General features: G+C 37.8%; 25 protein-coding genes. 23 read left to right on the forward strand and 2 right to left on the reverse strand.

Features of this window, described 5'->3' with window-relative positions:
* Positions 1–9: 9 nt before the first annotated feature.
* Positions 10–612 (reverse strand): NADPH-dependent FMN reductase, encoded by a 603-nt coding sequence (locus HMPREF2637_RS01735; RefSeq protein WP_014635095.1) that lies wholly within the window; start codon positions 610–612, stop codon positions 10–12.
* Positions 613–819: 207 nt separating this feature from the next.
* On the opposite strand from HMPREF2637_RS01735, the gene HMPREF2637_RS01740 reads away from it, so the two are divergent.
* From HMPREF2637_RS01740 to HMPREF2637_RS01760, 5 genes are all read left to right on the forward strand, one after another.
* Positions 820–1,266 (forward strand): dUTP diphosphatase, encoded by a 447-nt coding sequence (locus HMPREF2637_RS01740; RefSeq protein ID WP_064523457.1) that lies wholly within the window; start codon positions 820–822, stop codon positions 1,264–1,266.
* Positions 1,267–1,276: 10 nt separating this feature from the next.
* Positions 1,277–1,744, forward strand: coding sequence for an isochorismatase family protein (locus HMPREF2637_RS01745; RefSeq protein WP_064525579.1), 468 nt, complete (start codon positions 1,277–1,279; stop codon positions 1,742–1,744).
* The gene (gene radA / locus HMPREF2637_RS01750) at positions 1,741–3,102 is read left to right on the forward strand and encodes a DNA repair protein RadA (protein WP_073686486.1); all 1,362 of its coding nucleotides are present in this window, start codon (positions 1,741–1,743) and stop codon (positions 3,100–3,102) included. The genes HMPREF2637_RS01745 and radA overlap by 4 nt, the downstream gene beginning before the upstream one ends.
* An 87-nt stretch (positions 3,103–3,189) precedes the next feature.
* Positions 3,190–3,885 (forward strand): TIGR00266 family protein, encoded by a 696-nt coding sequence (locus tag HMPREF2637_RS01755; RefSeq protein WP_037598509.1) that lies wholly within the window; start codon positions 3,190–3,192, stop codon positions 3,883–3,885.
* A gap of 150 nt (positions 3,886–4,035) precedes the next feature.
* A complete protein-coding gene (locus HMPREF2637_RS01760; protein WP_064523452.1) occupies positions 4,036–4,533 on the forward strand; it encodes a beta-class carbonic anhydrase in 498 nt (165 codons plus the stop codon).
* Between the two features lie 95 nt (positions 4,534–4,628).
* Here HMPREF2637_RS01760 and HMPREF2637_RS01765 read toward each other — a convergent pair whose 3' ends face one another.
* Positions 4,629–4,982 (reverse strand): DUF3397 domain-containing protein, encoded by a 354-nt coding sequence (locus HMPREF2637_RS01765; protein WP_002885872.1) that lies wholly within the window; start codon positions 4,980–4,982, stop codon positions 4,629–4,631.
* Between the two features lie 171 nt (positions 4,983–5,153).
* Here HMPREF2637_RS01765 and rplK point away from each other — a divergent pair, with 171 nt between their 5' ends.
* The 18 genes from rplK (at position 5,154) to tgt (ending at position 25,509) form a co-directional block, all read left to right on the forward strand.
* Positions 5,154–5,579: a 50S ribosomal protein L11 gene (gene rplK / locus HMPREF2637_RS01770; protein WP_002885648.1), complete on the forward strand. Its 426-nt coding sequence runs from the start codon at positions 5,154–5,156 to the stop codon at positions 5,577–5,579.
* 99 nt (positions 5,580–5,678) lie between these two features.
* Positions 5,679–6,368 carry a 50S ribosomal protein L1 gene (rplA, locus tag HMPREF2637_RS01775; protein ID WP_002885800.1) on the forward strand — a complete coding sequence of 230 codons (690 nt, stop codon included), beginning with the start codon at positions 5,679–5,681 and terminating at the stop codon, positions 6,366–6,368.
* 180 nt (positions 6,369–6,548) lie between these two features.
* The gene (locus tag HMPREF2637_RS01780) at positions 6,549–8,519 is read left to right on the forward strand and encodes a peptide ABC transporter substrate-binding protein (protein ID WP_064523449.1); all 1,971 of its coding nucleotides are present in this window, start codon (positions 6,549–6,551) and stop codon (positions 8,517–8,519) included.
* Positions 8,520–8,755: 236 nt separating this feature from the next.
* Entirely contained in the window at positions 8,756–10,210 is a 1,455-nt protein-coding gene (gltX, locus tag HMPREF2637_RS01785; RefSeq protein WP_064523447.1) for a glutamate--tRNA ligase, read from the forward strand.
* A gap of 465 nt (positions 10,211–10,675) precedes the next feature.
* Positions 10,676–11,983 carry a GHKL domain-containing protein gene (locus HMPREF2637_RS01790; RefSeq protein ID WP_064523444.1) on the forward strand — a complete coding sequence of 436 codons (1,308 nt, stop codon included), beginning with the start codon at positions 10,676–10,678 and terminating at the stop codon, positions 11,981–11,983.
* A gap of 59 nt (positions 11,984–12,042) precedes the next feature.
* On the forward strand, positions 12,043–12,933 hold the full coding sequence (locus HMPREF2637_RS01795; protein ID WP_002885882.1) for a hypothetical protein: 891 nt from the start codon (positions 12,043–12,045) through the stop codon (positions 12,931–12,933).
* Positions 12,934–12,954: 21 nt separating this feature from the next.
* Positions 12,955–14,235 carry a hypothetical protein gene (locus HMPREF2637_RS01800; protein WP_064523441.1) on the forward strand — a complete coding sequence of 427 codons (1,281 nt, stop codon included), beginning with the start codon at positions 12,955–12,957 and terminating at the stop codon, positions 14,233–14,235.
* A gap of 23 nt (positions 14,236–14,258) precedes the next feature.
* Positions 14,259–15,575 (forward strand): GHKL domain-containing protein, encoded by a 1,317-nt coding sequence (locus HMPREF2637_RS01805; RefSeq protein WP_064523438.1) that lies wholly within the window; start codon positions 14,259–14,261, stop codon positions 15,573–15,575.
* A 1-nt stretch (position 15,576) separates the two neighbouring features.
* The gene (locus HMPREF2637_RS01810) at positions 15,577–16,320 is read left to right on the forward strand and encodes a response regulator transcription factor (RefSeq protein ID WP_002885796.1); all 744 of its coding nucleotides are present in this window, start codon (positions 15,577–15,579) and stop codon (positions 16,318–16,320) included.
* Positions 16,321–17,263: 943 nt separating this feature from the next.
* Positions 17,264–18,463 (forward strand): argininosuccinate synthase, encoded by a 1,200-nt coding sequence (locus HMPREF2637_RS01815; RefSeq protein WP_064523435.1) that lies wholly within the window; start codon positions 17,264–17,266, stop codon positions 18,461–18,463.
* 326 nt (positions 18,464–18,789) lie between these two features.
* The gene (gene argH, locus HMPREF2637_RS01820) at positions 18,790–20,175 is read left to right on the forward strand and encodes an argininosuccinate lyase (RefSeq protein WP_037601513.1); all 1,386 of its coding nucleotides are present in this window, start codon (positions 18,790–18,792) and stop codon (positions 20,173–20,175) included.
* Positions 20,176–20,259: 84 nt separating this feature from the next.
* Complete coding sequence (rnpA, locus tag HMPREF2637_RS01825) at positions 20,260–20,595, forward strand: ribonuclease P protein component (RefSeq protein ID WP_037601516.1); 336 nt, start codon at positions 20,260–20,262, stop codon at positions 20,593–20,595.
* A 114-nt stretch (positions 20,596–20,709) separates the two neighbouring features.
* On the forward strand, positions 20,710–21,516 hold the full coding sequence (locus tag HMPREF2637_RS01830) for a membrane protein insertase YidC (RefSeq protein ID WP_064523431.1): 807 nt from the start codon (positions 20,710–20,712) through the stop codon (positions 21,514–21,516).
* Positions 21,517–21,527: 11 nt separating this feature from the next.
* A complete protein-coding gene (gene jag / locus HMPREF2637_RS01835; RefSeq protein WP_064523428.1) occupies positions 21,528–22,571 on the forward strand; it encodes an RNA-binding cell elongation regulator Jag/EloR in 1,044 nt (347 codons plus the stop codon).
* A 105-nt stretch (positions 22,572–22,676) separates the two neighbouring features.
* Positions 22,677–23,273: a TetR/AcrR family transcriptional regulator gene (locus HMPREF2637_RS01840; protein WP_064523425.1), complete on the forward strand. Its 597-nt coding sequence runs from the start codon at positions 22,677–22,679 to the stop codon at positions 23,271–23,273.
* Positions 23,270–23,833, forward strand: a complete 564-nt coding sequence (locus HMPREF2637_RS01845) for an NAD(P)H-dependent oxidoreductase (RefSeq protein ID WP_064523422.1) — start codon at positions 23,270–23,272, stop codon at positions 23,831–23,833. Before HMPREF2637_RS01840 ends, HMPREF2637_RS01845 begins: the two co-directional genes overlap by 4 nt.
* A 194-nt stretch (positions 23,834–24,027) precedes the next feature.
* Positions 24,028–24,162, forward strand: coding sequence for a 50S ribosomal protein L34 (rpmH, locus tag HMPREF2637_RS01850; protein ID WP_002885866.1), 135 nt, complete (start codon positions 24,028–24,030; stop codon positions 24,160–24,162).
* A gap of 204 nt (positions 24,163–24,366) precedes the next feature.
* Positions 24,367–25,509 (forward strand): tRNA guanosine(34) transglycosylase Tgt, encoded by a 1,143-nt coding sequence (gene tgt / locus HMPREF2637_RS01855; protein WP_037600045.1) that lies wholly within the window; start codon positions 24,367–24,369, stop codon positions 25,507–25,509.
* The last annotated feature ends 240 nt before the right edge of the window (positions 25,510–25,749 follow it).

The following is a 25,749-nucleotide window of genomic DNA, read 5'->3' on the forward strand; positions in this document are numbered from 1 at the left end:
TCTCCTGTCCTATAGGCTTTCCCAGTCGAAGTCTTCAGCTTCTTTATGTAGCAACTCTGTAGCATGTGAGAGTTTACCAGTAATTTTGACGTAGAGACGGAAGTCATCGAAAATAGCATCTAGTTTTTTGATGACATCAAGGTCGACTAAATCACCATTGCTATCAAAAGCTTGTAGGGAATGTGAAAGTAAGAATTCGTCTGGAAGCACATTAGCTTTGATTTCTGGAGCATTCAAGATTTGACGAAGTTGTAACTGTGCACGAGAAGCCCCGAGTGTTCCGTAAGATGCCCCTGTAATCATAACTGGCTTATTCAAAAGAGGGAAAACACCGTATGAAACCCAAGCTAAAGCGTTCATGAGAACGGCAGGAATTGAGTGGTCATACTCAGGTGTTCCAATAATAACACCATCAGCTTCATCGATTTTTTTAACGATTTCAAGGACACTTTCTGGCAATTGCTTGTTAGCGGGTTTGTTAAAGATAGGAAGGTCTTTGATTTCAACAAGTTCGATGTCTGCCTTATCTGCAAAATGTTTCTGAATATATTGCAATAATTGTCTATTAGTTGAACGTTTTGAATTCGTACCAACAAGTCCGATGAATTTCATGACAATTCTCCTTAAAAGTATTATATCTAGTACTATGTTAGCGTTTTCCCAGTTAAAAGTCAATCTTCGTTTAATGAGAAAGTGATTAGACTATTACCTTTGTCATCTTATTTCGAATAGATTATAATAGGATAGATTTAAAAGTCTGAAGCTAGCATGGCTAGTTTTACAAAAATTAGTCAATAGATGTATCGAAAGGAAAAAATAATGACAAAAATTCGTGGATTTGAACTCGTATCAACGTATAACAATCAGGACTTGCTTCCAAAACGTGAGACAGCTCATGCTGCAGGTTATGACTTAAAGGTGGCAGAGAACACTGTCATTGCTCCTGGGGAAATTGTTCTCGTCCCAACAGGTGTTAAGGCTTACATGCAACCTGGTGAGGTCCTCTATCTCTATGACCGTTCGTCAAACCCTCGTAAAAAAGGTCTGGTCTTGATCAACTCAGTTGGTGTTATTGACGGCGATTACTATGGAAACCCAGGAAATGAAGGTCATATCTTCGCCCAGATGAAAAATATTACTGATCAGCCCGTGACTCTTGAAGTTGGCGAACGCATCGTTCAAGGTGTCTTTATGCCCTTCTTGATTGTAGATGGAGACGAAGCTGATGGTGTTCGTACAGGTGGCTTTGGATCGACTGGACAGTAGAGGAAGCAAAGTGGCAGATTATTTGTTAGTAAACGATATGCAGTCAGATTATGTTGCTGTAGGAAAAGCATATCATGAAGAACTGATTGTAGCTGTAAATGACAAAATTGCTAGCTATCCCAGCGACCGAGTTATCTATATTCTCAATCGTTTTTTCTGGGAGAGAAAAGATAGAAAGAAGAAATTTGCGACCGGCTTGCTGCTTGTATCTTCTCGTATCTTTGAGAAGCGTCGGGCTTCTTGCTTTACTAATCCAGATTTAAAAGATTTTTTAGAGGGAAATGGTGCTAAAAGCATAGAGTTTATAGGGGTAGATGGCAATGGCTGTGTTAAGGCTTCCGTTTTGGCGGCTATCAAGGAGAACTATCAGGTTTCCGTAGATTTGTCCGCTGTCGGAGTTGCCAACCAGAAGAAATTTCAAAAAACATTGCATAAGTGGCACTCTGCTGGAGTAAACGTAGAAGGAGAATTATCATAGCTAAGAAAAAATCAACTTTTGTTTGTCGAGAATGTGGCTACAATTCACCCAAATATCTAGGGCGTTGCCCCAACTGTTCTTCTTGGTCCTCTTTTGAGGAAGAAGTTGAGGTGCAGGAGGTGAAAAATGCTCGTGTCAGTTTGACGGGTGAAAAGTCCAAACCTACTAAATTAAAAGAAGTCTCTTCAATTAATTATGCCCGCATAAAGACTGACATGGACGAGTTTAACCGTGTTCTAGGTGGCGGTGTGGTTCCGGGTAGCCTGGTTCTTATTGGAGGAGATCCAGGTATAGGGAAATCGACTCTCCTCTTACAGGTGTCAACACAGTTAGCTAACAAGGGAACTGTCCTCTATGTATCTGGGGAAGAATCTGCCGAGCAAATCAAATTGCGGAGCGAACGTTTAGGTGATATTGATAACGAATTTTATCTTTATGCTGAGACTAATATGCAAGCCGTTCGCAGCCAAGTAGAGGCTATAAAACCCGATTTTCTCATTATCGACTCTATTCAGACCATCATGAGTCCAGAGATTTCTGGCGTTCAAGGTTCTGTATCTCAGGTTCGTGAAGTCACTGCTGAACTTATGCAGATTGCCAAAACCAATAACATCGCCACATTTATTGTTGGGCATGTGACCAAGGAGGGACAACTGGCTGGACCACGTATGTTGGAACACATGGTGGATACTGTGCTCTATTTTGAGGGAGAACGTCATCATACCTTCCGTATTTTGCGAGCAGTCAAAAACCGTTTTGGTTCAACCAATGAGATTGGGATTTTTGAGATGCAGTCTGGTGGTTTGGTAGAAGTGCTAAATCCTAGCCAAGTTTTCTTAGAGGAACGCCTAGACGGAGCCACAGGTTCTGCCATTGTTGTAACAATGGAAGGTAGCAGACCTATCTTAGCTGAAGTTCAAGCCTTGGTGACCCCAACCGTCTTTGGTAATGCCAAGCGGACAACAACAGGACTGGATTTTAACCGCGTCAGCCTCATTATGGCTGTTTTAGAGAAACGTTGTGGCCTTCTTCTCCAAAATCAAGATGCTTATTTAAAATCAGCAGGTGGTGTCAAATTGGACGAGCCGGCTATTGACCTTGCTGTTGCCGTTGCCATTGCTTCTAGTTACAAGGAGCTTCCAACCAATCCACAAGAAGCCTTTATAGGAGAAATTGGCTTGACTGGAGAGATTCGCCGAGTCACTCGCATTGAACAGCGTATTAATGAAGCTGCTAAATTAGGCTTCACTAAGATCTATGCTCCGAAGAATTCTCTACATGGTATGAAAATTCCAGAAGGTATCCAGGTGGTTGGCGTTACGACAGTGGGAGAAGTACTCAAAACAGTCTTTTCTTAAGAAATAACAAAAATCCACTTTTTGGAAACGCTTGCAAAACTATACCTTCAATGCTATACTTTTCATAAGGATAGGGAGGTATTTATTATGCAATTTTTCACAGACAGCAACATGCAATTCCCTTTAGTAGAGTTATCTCTTAATCAAGGTGAAACAGTCTTTATCCAGCGTGGCAGTATGGTATATCACACACCTAATGTGACACTGAGTACCAAATTAAATGCCAGTGGATCAGGTTTAGGTCGCTTTGTAAAAGCCGTTGGGCGTTCAATGGTTTCGGGCGAAAGTAGTTTTATTACTCAGGTTGTCTCACAGTCCAATAATGGTTATATAGCCCTGGCACCTGATTCTCCAGGTCAGGTCATTCCCCTTTATTTGGGAGAAAAGCAGTACCGACTTAATGATGGTGCCTTTCTAGCATTGGATGGAACGGCCTACTATACGATGGAGCTCCAGTCTGTTGGTAAGGCTCTTTTTGGTGGTCAGGGTGGTTTCTTTGTGATGACAACTCAAGGTCAAGGAACACTCTTGGCAAATGCCTACGGTTCTATTAAAAAAATTGAGCTAAACAACCAAGAAGTGACTATTGATAATGCTCATGTCGTTGCCTGGAGTCAGACACTTGATTACAATATTCACTTGGAAAATGGTTTCTGGCAGTCTATTGGGACAGGAGAGGGTGTTGTGAATACCTTTAGAGGAACAGGTGAAATTTATGTTCAAAGTCTCAATCTTCAAACCTTTGCAGGCTTGCTTAATAGATACTTACCAAAACGTTCATAGTATAAATTGAAGGAGAGTGGATGCTTGTTAGCATCTATTCTCTTTTTTATATTGCGAACTCAATAGCTGACAAGTTAATAAAAAGATGATAAGATAGTGTTTAAATAATTTGATAGTCAAATTATTTTCTTCATTAGAAAGTGAGTTATTATGTCTTATTTTGAAAACTTTCTCAATGCCAACAAAGCCTATGTTGACCTCCACGGGACAGCCCATCTTCCCTTGAAACCAAAGACTAAGGTGGCTATTGTGACTTGTATGGATTCACGCCTTCACGTTGCCCAGGCCTTGGGGTTGGCCCTAGGTGACGCTCATATTTTGCGTAATGCGGGTGGTCGTGTGACGGAAGATATGATTCGTTCTTTGGTCATTTCTCAACAACAGATGGGGACACGAGAAATTGTAGTTCTTCACCATACAGATTGTGGTGCACAGACCTTTAAGAACGACGAGTTTACCGCCTATCTCAATAAAGAGCTTGGTGTTGATGTGTCTGATCAAGACTTTCTTCCATTCACAGATGTAGAAGAGAGTGTTCGTGAAGATATGGCTATTCTTCGTCAGTCATCGCTTATCCCTGAGGATGTTATCATCTCCGGTGCGGTTTATGATGTAGATACTGGTCGAATGACTCAAGTTCATCCCTAATACCGAAAAGTTAAGCAGGCATGGTTACCTGCTTTTTTCATGGTTTGACATAAAAAAACTCAGCACACAATATAAATGCTGAGTTAATCTGGTTTTTAAGAAACGATAAAAATGAGAATCACGGTCCCTAAATAGAAAAGACTAGTGATAAAAAAGCTTATACGCCAGAACAACTTAAGAAAACGTTTAAACTTGAAAGACTGTGTTTTTCTTAGCATCTGAATCGTGATAATGATAGCCGCCAAGGATAATAAGATGGTGATGTAAGGCAAAAAGCTATGGGTAAAGAAACGGGCTGACACAGCAACCACCTCAATAAAATAAAGTGGGAAGGTAAGGTCAGCAAAATTAAGCCCAAGGTATTTTAAACTAAAGAATCGGTGGATAATAAAAGCAAAGATAGGTGTTAAAATCAAAAATGCTATAGCAAAGAATTTATATAGAATCATAAGTCTATTTTACCTCGAAAAGGCCTTTATGTAAATTTTTTCTTAAACTTAATAAGAAATTCTTGCATCTAAAAAGAATTTCTGTATAATAGATAAGGTATGTAAAAACATACTTGTGGGAGGTAACAAAACTTACTTACCGCCAAAACCACAATAGGAGGAAATTACAAAATGGCTAAAAAAGTCGAAAACATCGTAAAACTTCAGATTCCTGCTGGTAAAGCGACTCCAGCCCCACCAGTTGGACCAGCTCTTGGTCAAGCCGGAATCAACATCATGGGATTCACTAAAGAGTTTAACGCTCGTACAGCTGACCAAGCTGGCATGATCATCCCAGTTGTTATCTCTGTGTATGAAGATAAATCATTTGATTTCATCACTAAAACACCACCAGCTGCTGTTCTTTTGAAAAAAGCTGCAGGTGTTGAAAAAGGTTCAGGTACTCCAAACTCAGTTAAAGTTGCTTCAGTAACTCGTGCACAAGTACAAGAAATTGCTGAAACAAAAATGCCTGACTTGAACGCTGCAAACATCGAATCAGCTATGCGTATGATCGAAGGTACTGCACGTTCAATGGGATTCACTGTTACTGACTAATTCAGTTAACAAGAAAACCACAGACGTCGTCTCACTTCGCTGAGTGACGTGGAAGATGAAAGTCGTTATGACCACATTACACAAGGAGAAATAATTAACATGGCTAAAAAAAGCAAACAAATGCGTGCTGCTCTTGAGAAAATCGACAGCACAAAAGCTTACAGCGTAGAAGAAGCTGTAGCTCTTGCACAAGAAACTAACTTCGCAAAATTCGATGCTACTGTTGAAGTATCATACAACCTTAACATCGACGTTAAGAAAGCTGACCAACAAATCCGTGGAGCAATGGTATTGCCAAACGGTACTGGTAAAACTCAACGCGTTCTTGTATTTGCTCGTGGTGCTAAAGCTGAAGAAGCTAAAGCAGCAGGTGCTGACTTCGTTGGTGAAGACGAACTCGTTGCTAAAATCAACGGTGGATGGCTTGACTTTGACGTTGTTGTTGCAACACCAGATATGATGGCAATCGTTGGTCGTCTTGGACGTGTCCTTGGACCACGTAACTTGATGCCAAACCCTAAAACTGGTACAGTAACTATGGACGTTGCTAAAGCAGTTGAAGAGTCTAAAGGTGGTAAAATCACTTACCGTGCTGATAAAGCAGGTAACGTACAAGCTATCATCGGTAAAGTTTCATTCGAAACTGAAAAATTGGTTGAAAACTTCAAAGCATTTAACGATGCAATCCAAAAAGCTAAACCAGCTACAGCGAAAGGTACTTACATCACAAACCTTTCAATCACTACTACACAAGGTGCTGGTATCAAAGTTGATCCTAACTCATTGTAAGAGTAGTAAAAAGCCTATCTTCGGATAGGTTTTTTTCTTACTCTAGACACGAAATTTGAGTAGAAAATAAAAAATATTCAGAAAGTAGTGTTGCTTTTTCGAATTTATGGTATAATTTAAGCGTATACACATAATTATTGATTTTTGAACTTTTTACGTTGCGAATTAAGGAGGCAATGAATGAAAAAGAGTAAGGTATTTTTACTAGCAACCGTAGGCCTGTTATCTGTAGGTGTTTTAACGGCTTGCTCGTCATCAAGTAAGACGTCTGGTAAGACTTATAATTATGTCTATGGTAGTGACCCTGCAACCTTGGACTATCTTGCTACAAACAAGAAAAATATGACTACAGCTGTTAGTAACGGTGTTGATGGTTTGTTTGAAAATGACCAATATGGGAATTTAAAACCTTCTGTCGCTGAAGACTGGTCTGTTTCTCAAGATGGTTTGACGTATACTTACAAGATTCGTAAGGGAATTAAATGGTACACTTCAGATGGTGAAGAGTATGCCAATGTAACAGCTAAGGACTTTGTGACAGGACTTAAGCATGCTGCGGATACAAATTCTGAAGCAATCTATTTGCTACAAAACTCAGTTAAGGGTTTGAATGATTACCTTTCAGGTACCAACAAGGACTTTTCAAATGTAGGTATCAAGGCTGTTGATGATTACACCTTGCAATATACACTTAGCCAACCAGAGCCTTACTGGAATTCAAAATTGACTTACTCTGTTACTTGGCCTGTTAATGGGGACTTCTTGAAATCTAAAGGTAAAGATTTTGGTAAGTCAACAGACCCAACATCTATTCTTTATAACGGTCCATACCTTCTTAAGGCTTTGACAACGAAGTCATCTATTGAGTTCACCAAGAATGAAAACTATTGGGATAAGGATCACGTCTATTTTGATAATATCAAATTGACTTATGATGATGGTTCAGACCAAGAATCCTTGGAACGCAACTTTACAGATGGAGTTTACAACTTAGCACGCCTATTCCCAACAAGTTCTAACTATTCCAAAGTTGAAAAACAATACAAAGATAATATTTTCTATACGCAACCTGGATCAGCTGTAGAAGGTGTTGGTATTAATATTGACCGTCAAACATATGGTCATACATCTAAAGAAAATGACCAGCAAAAGACATCAACTAAGACAGCTCTTCTCAATAAGGATTTCCGTCAATCATTAGGTTTTGCCATTGACCGTACAAATTACGCCGCACAACTTAATGGTAAGGAAGGTGGAAGTACTGCCGTCCGTAATATCTTTGTTAAACCAGACTTTGTTCAAGCAGATGGTAAGGACTTCGGAACAATGGTAATGGATCAATTACCAAGCTATGGTGATGAGTGGTCTGGTGTGAATCTTGCAGATAGTCAAGACGGTCTTTATAACCCAGAAAAAGCTAAGGCTGAGTTTGCTAAAGCTAAGGAAGCCCTTCAAGCAGAAGGAGTTCAGTTCCCAATTCATTTGGATGTCCCTGTTAATCAATCAAGTAAAATTACTGTGAATCAGGTACAATCAATTAAACAATCTGTTGAATCTGCTCTTGGAAAAGATAATGTTGTGCTTGATATCCACCAATTGTCAGCTGATGATTTTAACAACATCACTTATTCTGCATCAAATGCAGCTGCAGAAGATTGGGACTTGTCAGTAGGTGTGGCTTGGGACCCTGACTACCTTGACCCTTCAACTTATCTTGATGTCTTGAAAACGACAAGTAGCGAAAATACTAAATCCTTCATGGGTTATGACGATCCAAATAGTCAAGCGGTTCAAAAAGTAGGTCTTAAAGAATATGACCAATTGGTTGAAGATGCCTCTAAGGAAACAACAGACTTGAAGGCTCGTTATGAAAAATATGCAAAAGCTCAAGCATGGTTGACAGACAGTGCCCTCTATCTTCCAACAACTACTTATAACGGTGCAGCTGCTGTAATTTCTCGTATTAAGCCATTCTCAGGAGCTTATGCTCAAGCTGGTGATAAAGGTTCTTCATACTACTTCAAGTATCTTAAATCTCAAGATGATATTGTAACTAAGAAACAATACGACTCAGCTTATAAAGATTGGCTTAAAGAAAGAGCGAAATCTAATGACAAAGCTCAAAAAGATCTTGCCAAACACGTTAAGTAATCTATCGAAAACGTCTACCTTTAGGTAGTCGTTTTTTTGACAAAATTTCTCGAACCACCCCTAGATTGTGATATAATAAGAAAGATTGGTACTCGCTTCTAGATTTTTATTTGGAAAGTTTGGGGGATAGAGTTACCTACGGGTACTTATCATCTTAAGGTTGTTCCAAAGGGAAGGACTTTAGTCTTAATAGGTATCCAAAGACTGAAGAATGAAACATAAAAAGGAGATTTATCTTGGCTAAAGATATTCGCGTTCGTTACGCACCAAGTCCAACAGGGCTACTACACATTGGTAATGCCCGTACAGCATTGTTTAACTACCTCTATGCACGTCATCATGGCGGTACTTTCATTATCCGTATTGAAGATACTGACCGTAAACGTCACGTTGAAGATGGTGAGCGTTCACAGCTTGATAACTTGCGTTGGTTGGGGATTGACTGGGATGAAAGTCCTGAAACACACGAAAATTATCGTCAATCAGAGCGTTTGCCACTTTACCAAAAATATATTGATCAACTTTTGGCAGAAGGTAAAGCTTATAAGTCATATGTAACTGAAGAAGAGTTGGCTGCAGAGCGCGAACGTCAAGAAGTAGCTGGTGAAACGCCTCGTTACATTAACGAGTTCCTTGGTATGACTGAAGAAGAAAAAGCTGCCTACATCGCAGAACGTGAAGCAGCGGGTATTGTTCCTACAGTTCGTTTGGCGGTTAATGAGTCAGGAATTTATAAATGGCATGATATCGTTAAGGGAGATATCGAATTTGAAGGTGGTAATATCGGTGGTGATTGGGTTATCCAGAAGAAAGATGGTTACCCAACTTACAACTTTGCGGTAGTTGTTGATGACCACGATATGCAAATTTCACACGTTATCCGTGGAGATGACCATATTGCCAATACACCAAAACAACTCATGGTCTATGAAGCTCTTGGTTGGGAAGCACCTGAGTTTGGACACATGACCCTTATCATCAATTCTGAAACTGGTAAGAAGTTGTCTAAACGTGATACTAACACCCTTCAGTTTATCGAAGACTACCGTAAAAAAGGTTACCTTCCAGAAGCAGTCTTTAACTTCATTGCTCTTCTTGGTTGGAATCCTGGCGGTGAAGACGAAATCTTTTCTCGTGAAGAACTCATTAAACTTTTTGATGAAAACCGTCTAAGTAAGTCACCAGCGGCCTTTGATCAGAAGAAATTGGATTGGATGAGTAACGACTACATTAAGAATGCAGATTTCGATAAGGTCTTTGCTCTTTGCAAACCTTTCTTGGAAGAAGCTGGTCGTTTAACAGATAAAGCTGAAAAATTAGTGGAACTCTACAAACCACAAATGACAGCTGCGGAAGAAATTGTCCCTCTTACAGATCTCTTCTTTGAAGATTTCCCAGAATTGACAGAGGCTGAAAAAGAAGTTATGGCTGGTGAAACAGTACCAACAGTACTTGAGGCTTTTAAAGCCAAACTCGAAGCTATGTCTGATGATGAGTTTGTTGTTGAAAACATTTTCCCTCAGATTAAGGCTGTTCAAAAAGAAACAGGAATCAAAGGGAAAAACCTTTTCATGCCAATCCGTATTGCTGTTTCAGGAGAAATGCACGGTCCAGAATTGCCAGACACTATTTTCTTGCTCGGTCGTGAAAAATCAATCAAACATATTGATCAAGTTCTTGCAACATTATAAAAACAAACCCAACAATTGTTGGGTTTTTGAATGCACATAAACAATGTATCAGCAATTAATGGGGTATTACTAAGAGTGTATTTGTAATATAATGATGAAATTTCGTAATCATATCATCATTTTCAAAACTTTAAATTAGTTTTATAATAGATTGGTAATAAAAAGTAGGGAGGAGTGAGCATTATGAGAAGATTTGGTTGGTATTTCTACTACGTCATTGGCATGTACCCATAAAAAGAGGTAATGAGTCAGTTAAAGAGCTTAGAAAAACTAAGCTCTTTTTTATGTTTATGAAAAGTAAGTGATATGGGAAATGGTCTGACGCTCATATTAATAATTGATTGTTCTTAACCGAGAAAAATAAATTTATATTTTTAGCTTTTTCTAATAGGAATGACGCTAAATTATATATTTATGTTACAATAAAGTAGGTTGATTTTTGAAAGGAAAGGGGGGAGTCTAGAGATGATCGTTTTATTTACGGTTCTACGTCTATTGGCTATTTTAATTGTTAGTCATGATATGTCAGGTTTACTCAAAACTTGGAAGAGTAAATGCTGGTTTATCGCAGGGAGTCTCTTGCTCTCTCTATTTGTTGGAGGCATTACAGGGTCGCTCTTAGCACTTTTGTTCTGCTATCTTTTCTTAAATAAAATATCAAGTAGTGAAAAGAATTCTTTTCTTTTCACCTTTTTGCCGTGGGTTTTTGTTGAAGTCACCTCGAAGCTGCTTCAACTTTACTTTTTCCCATGGATTTTTCAAATTAATTATTTACAGGTCAAAGACACCCCAGTACTCATTGCTTTGTCTTATCTCTTGATTTACCCAATTTTTCATCTGATTGTCAAAGTGTTCTTTATTGACTTTGGTGCTCTCAATGTTATGGGAAATAACCATACTTACCAAGTTAGACAACGCTTATTGGTTGGGGTGACTCTGGCTTATATTATTTTATCTTTAATTATTTTCTATGCCAGTAACATTTTTCCTTACACAGGCCTCTTTATTTATTTAGCAGGCAGTATTACGGTTGTCTACTCCATCCTCTTTATTTTGCTCTTTGCTCAGCTTAATATCTATTCTAAGAGAAGAGTGAAGGATCAGTTGGCTGAAGAAATGGCTAGACACGAGGAAAGTTTAGAAGAATATAGTCACCGTTTAGAAAAACTCTATAATGATATTTCTCAGGTGAAGAAGGATTATCTCGAAGGGCTTAAGACAATGGAGGTTAGTATCCAACGTCGAGACTTACCTACTTTGAAACAAGAGTATGCAGAACTTTTAGAGAAATCTGGTAATAGCTTAACGTTGTCAAATTATGAATTATCACGTTTGATCAACTTAGAAATCACGTCTCTCAAGAGTCTTTTTTCTGCTAAAGTGCTTGAGGCAGAGAACTTAGGAATTAAGGTTAACTTGGAGTTGCCAGATGTCATATCGTCAACTCAGATAGAGGCCTTAGATTTGGTTGTGATTTCTTCTGTCTTCTTAAATAATGCTATTGAGTCGGCGGTGGATTCTGAAGATCCTACTTTAACGATATCTTTCTTTAAAAATCAAGGTTATCTTATCTTGGTTATTGACAATACAACCAGAGAAGAACGTATTCCTGTGTCAAGGATTTTTGATGAAGGGGTTTCTAGTAAAGGTGAAGGCCGAGGGCTTGGTTTGTCTAAGGTCGCAGATATACTTAATCGCTATCCAAAAGTAAATCTTGAGACTCGTAGTTGTGACCATCATTTTACACAGGTCCTCTCTTTTCAGGATAATTGATAAATCAAAGATACTATTTGTGGAGGATAGGATGAGGGAAATAGAAAGGGGGAAAGCATATGCAACTTGCGATTGATGGCCTTATTGCTTTGGTTGTTGTCGTTTCACATCTTGTGATTTTAGCTAGAATGGCTTATCTAGATGTTTTTACTTACCGTTACATTCCTTATGTAATCGTAGTAACTGCCGTTAAGTGGTTAGCCAAGGTGCTATGGCAAATTGATATTCCAGATGCAATTTATCTCCTAGTCTTTATTTTTCTTGAAAAACCTCAGGCTCTACGAGAAGAAAAGTATTTTTATGCTTTCTTTGCCCCTGTCTTTTGGACTTTGATTACAAGTTTCTTTAGTTTTTATCTTTTCCGAGTTTTCTTTAATAAGCCGGTCGAGTTGGTTCCAAACCATTTAGGAATCCTAGCTGTAGATAGTGTTGTTCTTCCCTTCTTTCTAGGTTTGCAAAAAATGTTCGGTTTAGATAGCTTCTTCCAGGAACCCTATCAGGACTTGCAGGATAAATATAAGAGCATGCTCTTGCAAGTTGATCTTATTTTAATTATCAGTTATCTGCTTATCCTCTTTAAACAGGAGATATTCTCCTTGCTTCTGAGTCAGACCTATCTCCCAGGTTACCCTCAAATTTATATTTGGGTTGGTTTCCTTATACACATGTATATTCTTGTTCGTTTTGTTTCCTACGGTAAAGACGTACGAGATAGCAAAATTCTCAGAGAACAAGAGGAGCACTTGAGGAGTCTGGAAGCTTATAATGAAAAAATCGAAACTGCCTATAAGAGTGTACGTTCGTTTAAACATGATTATGAAAACATACTCATTAGTATGCAGACAAGTATTGATAGTGGGGATTTTGACCTTATTGAACAAACCTATCAGGATATTTTGAAAAAGGCAGGTCAAGAACTCATTGAAGAAGATGACGAAAATGTCTCTTGAGTATAAACAGGAAATATTATCATGAACTTACAGCTTTGGACCATGGTATCCCTTGAAAATAGTATTATTCAGATTATTAGTTTTCATATTACCTGGTTTATTTATAAAAAACTAACAAGGAGCACACTAGCTTACTGGAAAGTATTTTGTTTAAGTCTCTTAGGTATAGTGGTATCACTTGGTAAAGGTGATGGCTTCTATTATCAAGTTGTTATCTTTTTAGCTTTGGCCTTAAAGGAACGGCGGGAACATCGTTTGACGCTCTGGGCAAGTCTCTTTTTTGGAGCCTTCTCGGTTCTTTTTACAGATTTATTTGCGACTTTTACCCCATTTTATGTATTCAATAATCTGTTCACAAATATGACCTTGGGTGAGATTCAAGAAAACTTCTTGCTTAAATTGTTATCTTATGTGATGATTTACCCATTCTTTCTCTATATCAATTATCTTTCCAGTTCAGATGTTGATAAGGTCAAGGAATTGATTTATTCACGTGGTCGTGAACGTCTGTTGATAGCCGTTGATCTGACCTTTGCACTCTACATTATTTGTAGTACTCTTTTGGTATCAACAGGTAGTGATGTGGGAGGGCCAATTTTTATTGCGATGGCAGTTTATCTCCTAATGGTAACAACCTTGAACCGCTATTCTCATAAATTTGTCAGAGAACGTAGTAAGGAAGCTGTGGAGACTTATGTCTATAACTTGGAAGTCTATAATAAGCATATTGAGGATCTTTTTACAAAAGTAAAACCTATTGAAAAAGATTTTGAGAGTCTTTTGGTAGCTCTTGAGACCCCATTGGCTAAAAATCAATTATCAGAAGTTTTATCCGTTTATCATGAGCATTTGAATCATCTTAAACTTGATAATTTGGACTTGAATGATAAGTTAGCTCCTCTGTTTGAGATTCCTTATCCGGTATTAAGAAGTTGGATTGTAAACCAAATCATTCCTTTGGAACAAAAAGGTATCACCGTTAGGCTGGATGTCAATGTTGATGCTTATCCTAACAATTTAAATATTGCAGTTCTTATTGGAGTTTTAGAACGTTGCATGAATTTAGCTGAAAAACTTTGGGCCAAGGAGCCAGAGACAGATATTGGTTTCCTTATTCAACAGAATGAGGATGGCAATCTCAGCTTTATTCTTGAGAATACCAATCAGGAAGCTGATCCGAAACTCGATGATAGTCTGGCTATTAGTCGTGATTTTGCCCAGTTTTGCTGGTCAAACGGTATCGGTTTAACAAATAAAAAAGAATTATTTAAAACCTATCAAATTGTCACGGTAGGACTATAATCGTAGAAAGGAGAGGGATAACTATGCTGGGTAACATCCTATTTCAAATTTTGATGTTTATCATTATTTGGGATATCTACTTACGTATTGGTGGACAAAACACTAATCTTAAAAATCGTATACTTTATTTGTTATTTGATGTTGCTCTATGCATTTGGGGACAACTCATTGGACGCTATATAGGCATAGTACCTCCCTTAGTAGCCATTGTAACATTGACATTTAGTTACCAATTGAATAAAAGTGTCACCTCTGTAGAGCGCTTTTTTCTAGGTTTTTACCCAGTGGTACTAGTCGATTTGGCAAGACGTTTTTTGGCTACCTTCTTCTTTCCGCCGATACTTGGCATAACTGTTGATACTTTAAACACTAATATTTGGTGGTCTATGGTACCACTTTCCTTCGTCATGTTGACGGTCAGAATAGTAGATTTTATTTTACGTCTAGATTTTACAGATATCTTGAAAGTTGCTGCCCAACAAGAAAAAAAGAACCGTCTGGGTTTGGTCAACATGCTTCTTTTGCTTTATTATTTAGTTATCTTTTTAGTGTCGACATTTGATTCTTATTTTCCAGAGTTACATCTTGAGAGTAGATTTAGGTTGCCATTAGTAATGGGATATCTCTACTTACTCCTCTTTGTACTTGGTGCTGTAAACCAGTTTGCTAAGGAGAAAATAGAGCAGGATTTAGCGATGAAGCAGGCTAACTATCTTGATGATTTGAAGCGTGAGAATACCAGGGTAGAAGGTTTGTATAGAGACTTGATGCATGTTCGCTCTAACTATAATTTCCTACTTAATAATCTGAGAGATATCGAAAGAACAGGGGATATTCGTTCTTACAAAAAAGATTTGGTTGATCTTTATGTCAATCGAGATCAGCATAGTTTTTCAACTCAGGTCACTGATTTGGATAATATCCAAAATCCAAGTATTCATAGTCTACTTTCATCAAAATATCATGAAGCTCAGATGCATCGCCTCAATATTCATGCAGAGATTCCAGATCCAGTGATTCATAACTATCTAACTGATTTAGATTTAGCTGTTGTTTTGGGTCACCTCATGGATAATGCTATTGATGGTGCTCGTAAAGCCAGTGAAGGTTTTATTAGTCTGGCCTATTTTGATGAAGAGGACTGCCAGAGTTTTATTATTGAAAGTACAATTGCAGAAGAGCAAGTGCCACTTTCAATGATGAGTACCAAGCTTTCTCATCCTGAGGGTGGTATAGGTGTTAATGCTGTTCAAGATATTTTGGAACGTTATCCGAACACGTCCTTCTCTGTCCGTAGTCAGAATCATAAAATGATGCAAATACTAGAAATGAGGCCCTAATATGAATATATACATTTTAGAAGATGACTTAATGCAGCAAACACGTATTAGTGACATCATCCGAGAATTGGTTTCAGAGGGCACGTTTTCCGTACGAAAACTTGAAGTTTTTTCTAAACCTCACAAACTATTGTCCAGTATCAACGAAAAGGGTAACCATCAGGTTTTCCTTTTAGATATCGATATTGATGGTGAGCGAAAGAAGGGGCTAGAAGTCGCCTCAGAAATTCGCCAACAAGATGCTAATGCAGTTATTATTTTTGTAACAACTCACTCAGAGTTTGCACCAATCAGTTTTAAATACAAGGTTTCTGCACTAGATTTCATTGATAAGACAGTTTCTAATGCAGAGTTCAAACAACAACTAAAACAAACATTGACTTTTGTGAACCAAAAAGTTGGAGATGTGGATGATGATGAGATTTTTGTGTTTGAAACTGCTCAGTCTCGGATCCAAGTCCCTATGAGAGATATTTATTATTTTGCGACTGCTGTGACACCTCATAAGGTGATGCTGATTACTAAAACAGAGCGTTTGGAGTTTTATGCCAATCTTGGAGATATTACTTCGGTAAATAAAAAACTCTTTTCTTGTCATCGCTCCTTTTTAGTTAATTTGGATAACATATCTCGTATTGATAAGACTCAGTTGATGATTTATTTTGAAAATGGTGATTCTTGTCCAGTTTCACGTTTGAAAATGAAGGCTCTGCTTAAAAAATGGTCAGAGGTAAAAGAACATTAGTCGATGACTAATGTTCTTTTTAGTCTAAAAAAGCATGTGTTTATTTCATAGGTGATTGATTATCTTATAGGTGAGCAAATTATGTAAAAACACAAAATAGATGTCCTTTAGTGATGGAATTTAGAGATTTATAAAAAAATAACTACAAATAATGCAGTTCAGGATGAAAAAACGACATTCTATGAAATCGTATAGACAATTAAATTGAAAAAAGTTATTATATAATCAAGATATGTGATTCGGAAATGAGACATCGTCAATCTTATTGAAATCTACATACACTTTATGAAAATAAATAATGTACTTTTATATAACTTTTTCCTAATCCCCATTTTTTATTGGCCGCTCGTCCAATTACATATCTTTTTTATAGAAATTAATAGGCTTGAGAAATCAAGCCTTTTTTTTGTTTTTAAGAGGATTAGTGCAGATTGGGATAAAAAATACATTCTGTGAGTGAAATTCGACATTTTAGGAAATGAAGATATACATTTTGGGATTGCATGCTATAATGTAATCAAGGTTAGAGAGCAAGAAGAATGTATGGTTTAAGTTAGTCCCTTAAACATAATAATTTCCCTCATTCATTCTATCTAAAATTGCTGTTGTGTTCTCTACCGATGATGCTGTTGTTCAAAAGGTCTGTACTTTGTACAGGCCTTTTGGCATTTTAGAAGATAGATAGTTAAAGATGCTTTTGAATCTATTTGTATCGTTTCAAGAGTGTTTTTTTATTTTCACCCATTCCTTGCATAAAATTGAATAAAAATTAAGAATTACGCACTTTTCAGGTCGAAATAATAAATAAAAACAAATAAAAACGAAATAAATATAAAAAAATAACAAAAAACCGTTGACAGGTGAATAAATATGCAATATAATAAATCTCGTAAGGTTGATAGAGATAGCAACCGCAAGAAAATATAAGAAAAGAGAAAATATTATGTCAAAAGAGAAAGTTATTCTTGCCTATTCGGGAGGTCTTGATACCTCAGTCGCTATTACATGGCTTAAAAAAGATTACGATGTTATCGCTGTTTGTATGGATGTCGGTGAAGGTAAAGATCTTGAGTTCATCCATGACAAAGCTTTGACAGTTGGAGCTATCGAGTCATACGTGCTTGATGTCAAAGACGAGTTTGCTGAAGACTATGTGCTTCCAGCACTTCAGGCTCACGCTTACTATGAACAAAAATATCCTTTGGTTTCAGCGCTTAGCCGTCCAATCATTGCTAAAAAATTAGTTGAGATTGCTCATGAAACAGGAGCAACAACTATCGCTCACGGTTGTACTGGTAAAGGTAATGACCAAGTTCGTTTCGAAGTTGCCATTGCTGCCCTAGATCCAAGTCTTAAAGTAGTAGCGCCAGTGCGTGAATGGAAATGGTCTCGTGAGGAAGAAATTGAGTATGCTAAGGCTAATGGTGTTCCAGTTCCAGCAGACCTTGATAATCCTTACTCAGTCGATCAAAACCTTTGGGGACGTGCTAACGAGTGTGGTGTTCTTGAAAATCCTTGGAATCAAGCTCCAGAAGAAGCTTTTGGAATTACCAATTCACCAGAGACTGCACCAGATGAAGCTGAATATGTCGATGTAACCTTTAAAGAAGGGAAACCAGTTGCCCTTAACGGTAAAGAAATGAAATTGGCTGACCTTATCCAAGAAATGAATGTTATTGCTGGCAAGCATGGTGTAGGACGTATCGACCACGTTGAGAATCGTCTTGTGGGTATCAAGTCACGTGAAATTTATGAATGCCCAGGAGCTATTGTGCTTTTGACAGCTCATAAAGAAATTGAGGACCTAACTTTGGTACGTGAAGTTTCTCATTTCAAACCAATTCTTGAAAATGAATTGTCAAACCTTATCTACAATGCTTTGTGGTTTAGCCCGGCAACACAAGCTATCATTGCTTATATTAAGGAAACACAAAAAGTTGTTAATGGTATCGCTAAAGTCAAACTTTATAAAGGGCATGCTCAGGTTGTAGCACGTCAATCAGCTAATTCATTGTATGATGAAAACTTGGCTACTTACACATCAGCGGACAGCTTTGATCAGGATGCTGCGATTGGATTTATCAAGCTTTGGGGGCTTCCAACACAGGTAAATTCTCAAGTTAACCATCCGTTTGACAATTAATGACAGATTTCATAAGAAAAGCAGGATATGAGAAGGAAAATTCTTAATATCAGATAAAAGTGGACAGGGAGCCACATCTGATACTCTTTTCTTATAACTTATATTATTATCGTTAAGGCGTTCTGAGAAGCGTCACGAGCCTAAATAAACTACGACTGAGATCGGGATTTAGGAAAACAAGTGTCCAGAGAGACAAATTAAGCTAGACAAATACTATCTAGCTTTTTTCATTTAAGTTATTGTGACCCAAGAGGTCGTTGCTTGTTATAAGTATTAAGAAAGGATGGAAGATTATCTCAGTGTAGGGAAATCTTCAAAATAAAACTATGGCAGAAAATCATAAACTATGGGGCGGTCGGTTCGAAGCTAGTCTTGAAAAATGGGTAGAAGAATTTGGTGCTTCAATCTCCTTTGACCAAAAGATGGCAGAGTTTGACCTTAAAGGGTCTATTGCTCATGTCACTATGCTTGGTGAGACAGGAATTATTACCAAAGAGGAAGCTTTACAAATTAAACAGGGATTGGAAGAGCTGCTTGAGGAATATAAGGCTGGTAAACTAGAATTCGATGTTTCCAATGAAGATATTCATATGAATATGGAGAGCCTTTTAACAGCTAAAATTGGTCCAGTAGCAGGAAAACTTCATACAGCACGTTCACGTAACGACCAAGTGGCAACGGATATGCACTTGTATTTAAAAGCCAAACTCGTGGAAGTTATTGAGAAGCTTGATAATTTACGTGGTACTTTAGTCAACCTAGCAGACAAACATACCTACACAATTATGCCAGGCTACACCCACTTGCAGCATGCACAACCGATTTCTTTTGGTCACCACTTGATGGCTTATTACAACATGTTTACACGTGATGCCGAACGTTTTGAATTTAATATCAAGCATACGGATATCTCTCCACTCGGAGCTGCTGCACTGGCAGGAACAACTTTCCCAATTGATCGTAATATGACATCTGACTTAATGGGCTTCGCAAAGCCATATAGCAATTCCTTGGATGCTGTTTCTGATCGTGACTTTATTCTCGAATTCTTGTCAAACTCAAGTATTCTAATGATGCATATGACACGTATTTGTGAAGAAATCATTAACTGGTGTTCTAACGAGTTTAAGTTTGTGACTCTATCAGATACTTTTTCAACAGGCTCTTCCATTATGCCTCAAAAGAAAAACCCAGATATGGCAGAACTAATTCGTGGGAAATCAGGTCGTGTCTATGGCAACTTGATTGGATTGTTGACCGTGATGAAGTCATTACCTTTGGCCTACAATAAAGATCTCCAAGAAGATAAAGAGGGTATGTTTGATACGGTAGAAACGATTACTGTCGCTATTGATATTCTCGCAGGTATGCTCAATACAATGACTGTAAATGACAAACATATGGCAGAATCAACAGAGAAAGATTTTTCAAATGCTACAGAGTTGGCTGATTATCTTGCATCTAAAGGCCTACCATTCCGTGAAGCACATGAGATTGTTGGAAAACTTGTCCTTGAGTGTACCAAAGCTGGTTATTACCTTCAGGATGTTCCTCTCGAACGTTATCAAGAAGTTTCAGACCTAATTGAAGAGGACATCTATGAGACACTTAAATCTCATACGGCTGTTGAACGTCGTCATTCCCTTGGTGGAACTGGTTTTGACCAGGTTAAATGGCAAATCAAAGAAGCTCAAAAAGCTCTAAAAAAATAAGTCTCTAAGGCCCTAACCATAAGGTTTTGGGCTTTTTTGCTATTTATGATATAATAGTACTAATTTTGAGTTTGGAGTCGCATTTTGAAAAAATCTTATCGCGTTAAGAAAGAGAAAGACTTTAAAGCATTATTTGATGCGGGACACAGTGTTGCTAATCGAAAATTTGTTGTCTACAGTCTGAATCGTGATCTGCCTCATTTTAGAGTAGGTTTGTCGGTCAGTAAGCGTCTTGGTAATGCGGTTACTCGGAATCGGGTAAAACGTCGTCTACGACATGCACTGATGGACATGTCATCTCAGTTAGAACATCAAGATTTTGTCGTTATTGCTCGTAAAGGTGTCGAAGACTTAAGTTATCAAGACATTTATAGCAATCTCGTTCATGTCTTAAAAATAGCAAAGTTATATAAGGACTAGAAAATTATTTTGCTTCTTTATATTGTAGGATAAACTAAGATCATTCCTGATTTTTGAGATAGTCTTAATGAATGGAAGCAAGCAGTTCTTTATCGTATTAAAAAGGAGTTTTTAGTGAAGAAAAAACTTAATTTATCTGTTTTAGGTGCAGGAGTTCTCTTACTTTTGTCCGCATGTGGACGAAGTGATGTTACAAGTCATTCTACAGGCCTTTGGGAACGTCTCATTTTAATGTTTGGGAAGGCTATTCAAGGGCTCTCATTCGGAGGTTCCATTGGATTAGGGATTATCATTTTCACGATCTTAATTCGTGCGGTAATGATTCCTCTTTATAATCGCCAAATTAAGTCAAGCCGTGAACTACAAGAGTTGCAGCCAGAGTTACGTCGCTTGCAGAGTGAGTATCCTGGACGCGAGAATCGTGAAGCTCTTGCTTATGCACAACAAGATCTTTATAAAGAGCATGGTGTAAATCCTTACGCAAGCTTTGTTCCTCTCTTGATTCAATTTCCTATTTTGATGGCTCTTTATGGAGCACTCACGCGAGTGCCAGAATTGCGAGAAGGAACATTCCTCTGGGTTGACCTAGGTCAGAAAGACCCTTACTTTATTCTTCCGATTTTGGCGGCTGCTTTCACCTTCCTTTCAACTTGGTTGACCAATAAGGCAGCTAAAGATCGTAGTGCAATGCTTCTTGTTATGAATATCATGCTTCCAATCTTTATTTTCTGGTTTGGAACTCAGATTTCTTCAGGGGTAGCACTTTATTGGGCGGTTTCAAACGCCTTCCAAGTTATTCAGATTTTGGTTTTTAATAATCCGTTTAAAATCATCGAAGAACGTAATCGTTTGGAAGCGGAAGAAAAAGAACGTAAAGCTAAGATTCGTCGTGCCAAGAAAAAGGCGCATAAACGTAAATAAGGAGGCTTATTATGGTTGTCTATTCTGGACGAACAGTCGAACAAGCTATTGAAAAAGGTTTGAAAGATCTTAATTTACCCCGTATGAGGGCTCATATTAAGGTGATTTCTCGTGAGAAAAAAGGTTTTTTAGGGTTCGGAAAGAAGCCAGCTCGAGTTAGCGTTGAACCAATAAATGAAAAGATAGCTCATGAAGCAGATCAAAACACCGTTAAAGTGGCTCCTGATGCTATAAAACAATTCGACGATTCTGTCGCAAGTCCAAAAGACGAAACGATTGCTTTCAATAAAGTGACAAAACTCGTTACGGTTTCAGATAATAAGGAAATTGCACAAGAAAACTTAAAGCAACCAGTGTCTACAGAGCACCTTGGTGAAGAGCTGCTAGATAAGAAACAGGAGCAACCAAAGGCAACAATTATTCCTCTATCTGTTAAACGTGAGTCATCAGAAGAGGATGCTACAGAATTTATGGCAAGTTCGCTTGAACCTCAACTAGAATCGATCGCTAAAGTTCAGACTCTGGAAACTCCAGAAGGAGATTTCAGTGATTTTGTGGCATCTGAGTTTAGTTCAGATGATTCTTCTGAAAATAATTTAGAAGATATTCAAGCTGCTGCAGATGATGTTTTATCTTATCTCGAAAAAATTATCTATGAAATGGATGTTGATGCTAGCCTAGAGGTTAGTCACAATCGTCGCAATATTATCATTCAGATTGAAACAGACCAGCCTGGTCGTGTTATCGGTTATCATGGCAAGGTTCTCAAGTCTTTACAACTTTTAGCGCAAAATTATTTGCACGATCGTCATTCTAAACGCTTTAGTGTTGTTCTTAATGTTCGTGATTATTTGGAGCAACGCACAGAGACTCTGATTGATTTAGCAGAAAAAACGGCAGCTAAAGTAAAAGAAACAGGCCGAGAGTATGTTATGGATCCAATGACGAATAGCGAACGAAAAATTATCCATAAGGCACTTTCTCAAATTGAAGGGGTTGAAAGTCACTCGGAAGGGGACGATCCTAATCGTTACGTTGTTGTGACAAAAGTATAATTAGAATAGCGTTATTGTTTACAGAAACTAGTCTTATTTGAAGGCTAGTTTTTTTTTGACAATTTAAAGTAGACAGTGTATACTTATATGTAAATAGGAGTCAAAATGAAACGTAATACTGCTGAATTGAAGGAAAAGTTAATCACAACTGGAATTGAGGAGATAAGAATAAGAGGGATCGATCAACTATCTATCCGAACGGTGGCTCAAAAATGCGGAATCACCCATGGAGCACCCTATAAGCACTTTGAAAATAAGGGTGTATATCTTCAGGTAGTTTTAGAGCGTTTATCTGAGATCTTTTTGAAATATCTGACACAAGGAATAGACTCTTCTCTTGATGTAAGGGATCAATTAGTATTAATGGGGTATAATTTTGTGGAATTTGCTCAAAAAGAAACAAACAGTTTTGAGGCCTTATTTATTAAGTTTCCTTTCAATTATATGGAACTAACCCAGAACAGTATCTCTGTTAATGCCCATTTACCAGGATTTGAGCACTTTAAGAGTGTGGTTTTGAAGCTAAAAAGTGAAATGAACATTTCTGGTAGTGAGACAGAAATATTAGTTCATATCTGGAGTTTTATTACTGGATTAGCTGTTTTGGTAAGGAGTCCTATTGGTGATAATTTCAATAGTAACACTATTGAAGAGACTGTTAGTACTATGTTAGACATCTACGTTAAAGGAGCGAAACAATGAAAATCTTAATTATCTACGCGCATCCAAACTCTAAGAGCTACAACGCCTCTATACTAGAGACAGTCAAGGAGAATTTATCGTCTAAACATGAGTTAAAGGTTCTAGATTTGTATAAAGAGCGGTTCGATCCTGTTTTACGCTTTGATACAACGCATAGGAGAAGAGACCTAGCGCACGATGTAGCTATGAAAGACTATCGAGATTTAATAATTTGGGCAGATCAGTTGATTTTTATTTTTCCAATTTGGTGGAGTGGAATGCCGGCTATCTTGAAAGGATTTATTGAACGCGTCTTTGCTGCTAATTTTGCCTATGAAAATACACCCCGTGGATTGGATGGTAAACTGACTGGGAAAGCTTGGATTATTACAACCCACAATACACCAAAGATAGTTCTACCTTTAGTTCAAGATTACAGCAAAGTTCTAAAATTTCAAGTCCTAAAACCTTGTGGTATTAAATCGGTCAAAGTTACCCAGATTTCACCTGTTGAGTATATGGGTGACCATAAGCGAAAAGAGGTGCTCAAGAAAATAGCTAAACTAGCAAGAAGGTTATGAGTAAGCGATGCTATGGGGTTGCGTTGTAGACTACAATTATCACTAGCCTTCGGGTTTCAAAGATATAATGAAATTAATATCTAAGTAATTCTTGACAAGATTAAGCTATTGCTATAAAATAGTATGGTATGTTTAGTAACTGATCAAAAATAGCCGGCTAAACGAATACGAAAATCTATCAGGAGGTATTCAACGTGAAACGTACTTATCAACCAAGTAAAATCCGTCGTCAACGTAAACACGGATTCCGTCACCGTATGTCAACTAAAAATGGACGTCGTGTTCTTGCAGCTCGTCGTCGTAAAGGACGTAAAGTTCTTTCAGCTTAAGACATTATTGAAAGCAACAGTGCTCGAGACTGTTGTTTTTTTGTTTGCTATGAATGTTAGTGTTGGTGTTTGATGGTATTCATCGAGAGTTTGAAAATATAGAGCTGACAATTCTTGTAATTTTTGATAAACTAAAGCGGTTGTGGATAATGACCACTGACTAAAAAATACTTAGGACTGTTTTTCCTAATGTAAGGAGTATAAATGACTGATTTTCCTATTAAATATCGTCTTATAAAGAAAGAAAAACACACAGGAGCACGCCTGGGGGAAATTATCACGCCTCATGGAACTTTTCCAACGCCGATGTTTATGCCTGTAGGCACCCAAGCTACAGTAAAAACGCAATCCCCTGAAGAATTAAAACAGATGGGTTCAGGAATTATTTTGGCCAATACCTATCATTTATGGCTAAGACCTGGTGATGAGCTCGTTGCTAAAGCTGGAGGACTCCATAAATTCATGAATTGGGATCAAGCGATTCTTACAGATAGCGGTGGTTTCCAAGTTTATTCATTGGCAGAAAAACGCAATATTTCTGAAGAAGGTGTAACATTTAAAAATCACCTTAATGGAAGTAAGATGTTTTTATCTCCTGAAAAAGCGATCTCGATTCAGAACAATCTCGGTTCAGATATTATGATGAGCTTTGACGAATGTCCTCAATTTTACCAACCATACGATTATGTGAAAAATTCTATTGAACGGACAAGTCGTTGGGCAGAACGAGGGCTAAAAGCACACCGTCGTCCACATGATCAAGGCCTATTTGGAATTGTGCAGGGAGCAGGTTTTGAAGACCTTCGTAGACAATCTGCACAGGATTTGGTTTCTATGGATTTTCCAGGTTATTCAATTGGAGGTCTTGCGGTTGGAGAAACTCATGAAGAGATGAATGCCGTACTAGACTTTACTGTACCTCTACTACCTGAAAATAAGCCACGTTATCTCATGGGAGTAGGAGCACCAGATAGTTTGATTGACGGTGTTATCCGTGGCGTTGATATGTATGATTGTGTTCTTCCAACTCGAATTGCTCGTAACGGAACTTGTATGACGAGTCAAGGGCGTCTCGTGGTAAAAAATGCGGCGTATGCAGAAGATTTTAGTCCAATAGATCCTGAGTGTGATTGTTATACATGTAAGAATTACACACGTGCTTATGTGAGACATTTGTTGAAGGCAGATGAAACATTTGGAATTCGTCTGACTAGTTATCATAATCTCTACTTCTTGGTAAATTTAATGGCCAAGGTACGACAAGCTATTATAGATGACAATTTACTTGAGTTTCGCCAAGATTTCATTGAAAAATATGGTTATAATGCAAGTAAAAGAAATTTTTAAATAATTTATTTAGCAGTACATAATTGTACTGCTTTATTTTTTTTTTGAAAAAACCTATTGACAAGTATTGATTTGGGTGATAGGATATAAAAGTTGTCTTAACAGACTTGCCACAAACTTGAAAAGGTTCCAAAACTTTAAAAAAGTTATTGACAAGATAAGTCAGAGATGATATTATAAATAAGCTGTTTCGGAAGGGACGGCGGACACGAGAAGTGAAAAAACTTCGAAAAAAGTGTT

Source organism: Streptococcus sp. HMSC065H07, from assembly GCF_001837325.1.
Lineage (GTDB): Bacteria > Bacillota > Bacilli > Lactobacillales > Streptococcaceae > Streptococcus > Streptococcus salivarius_H.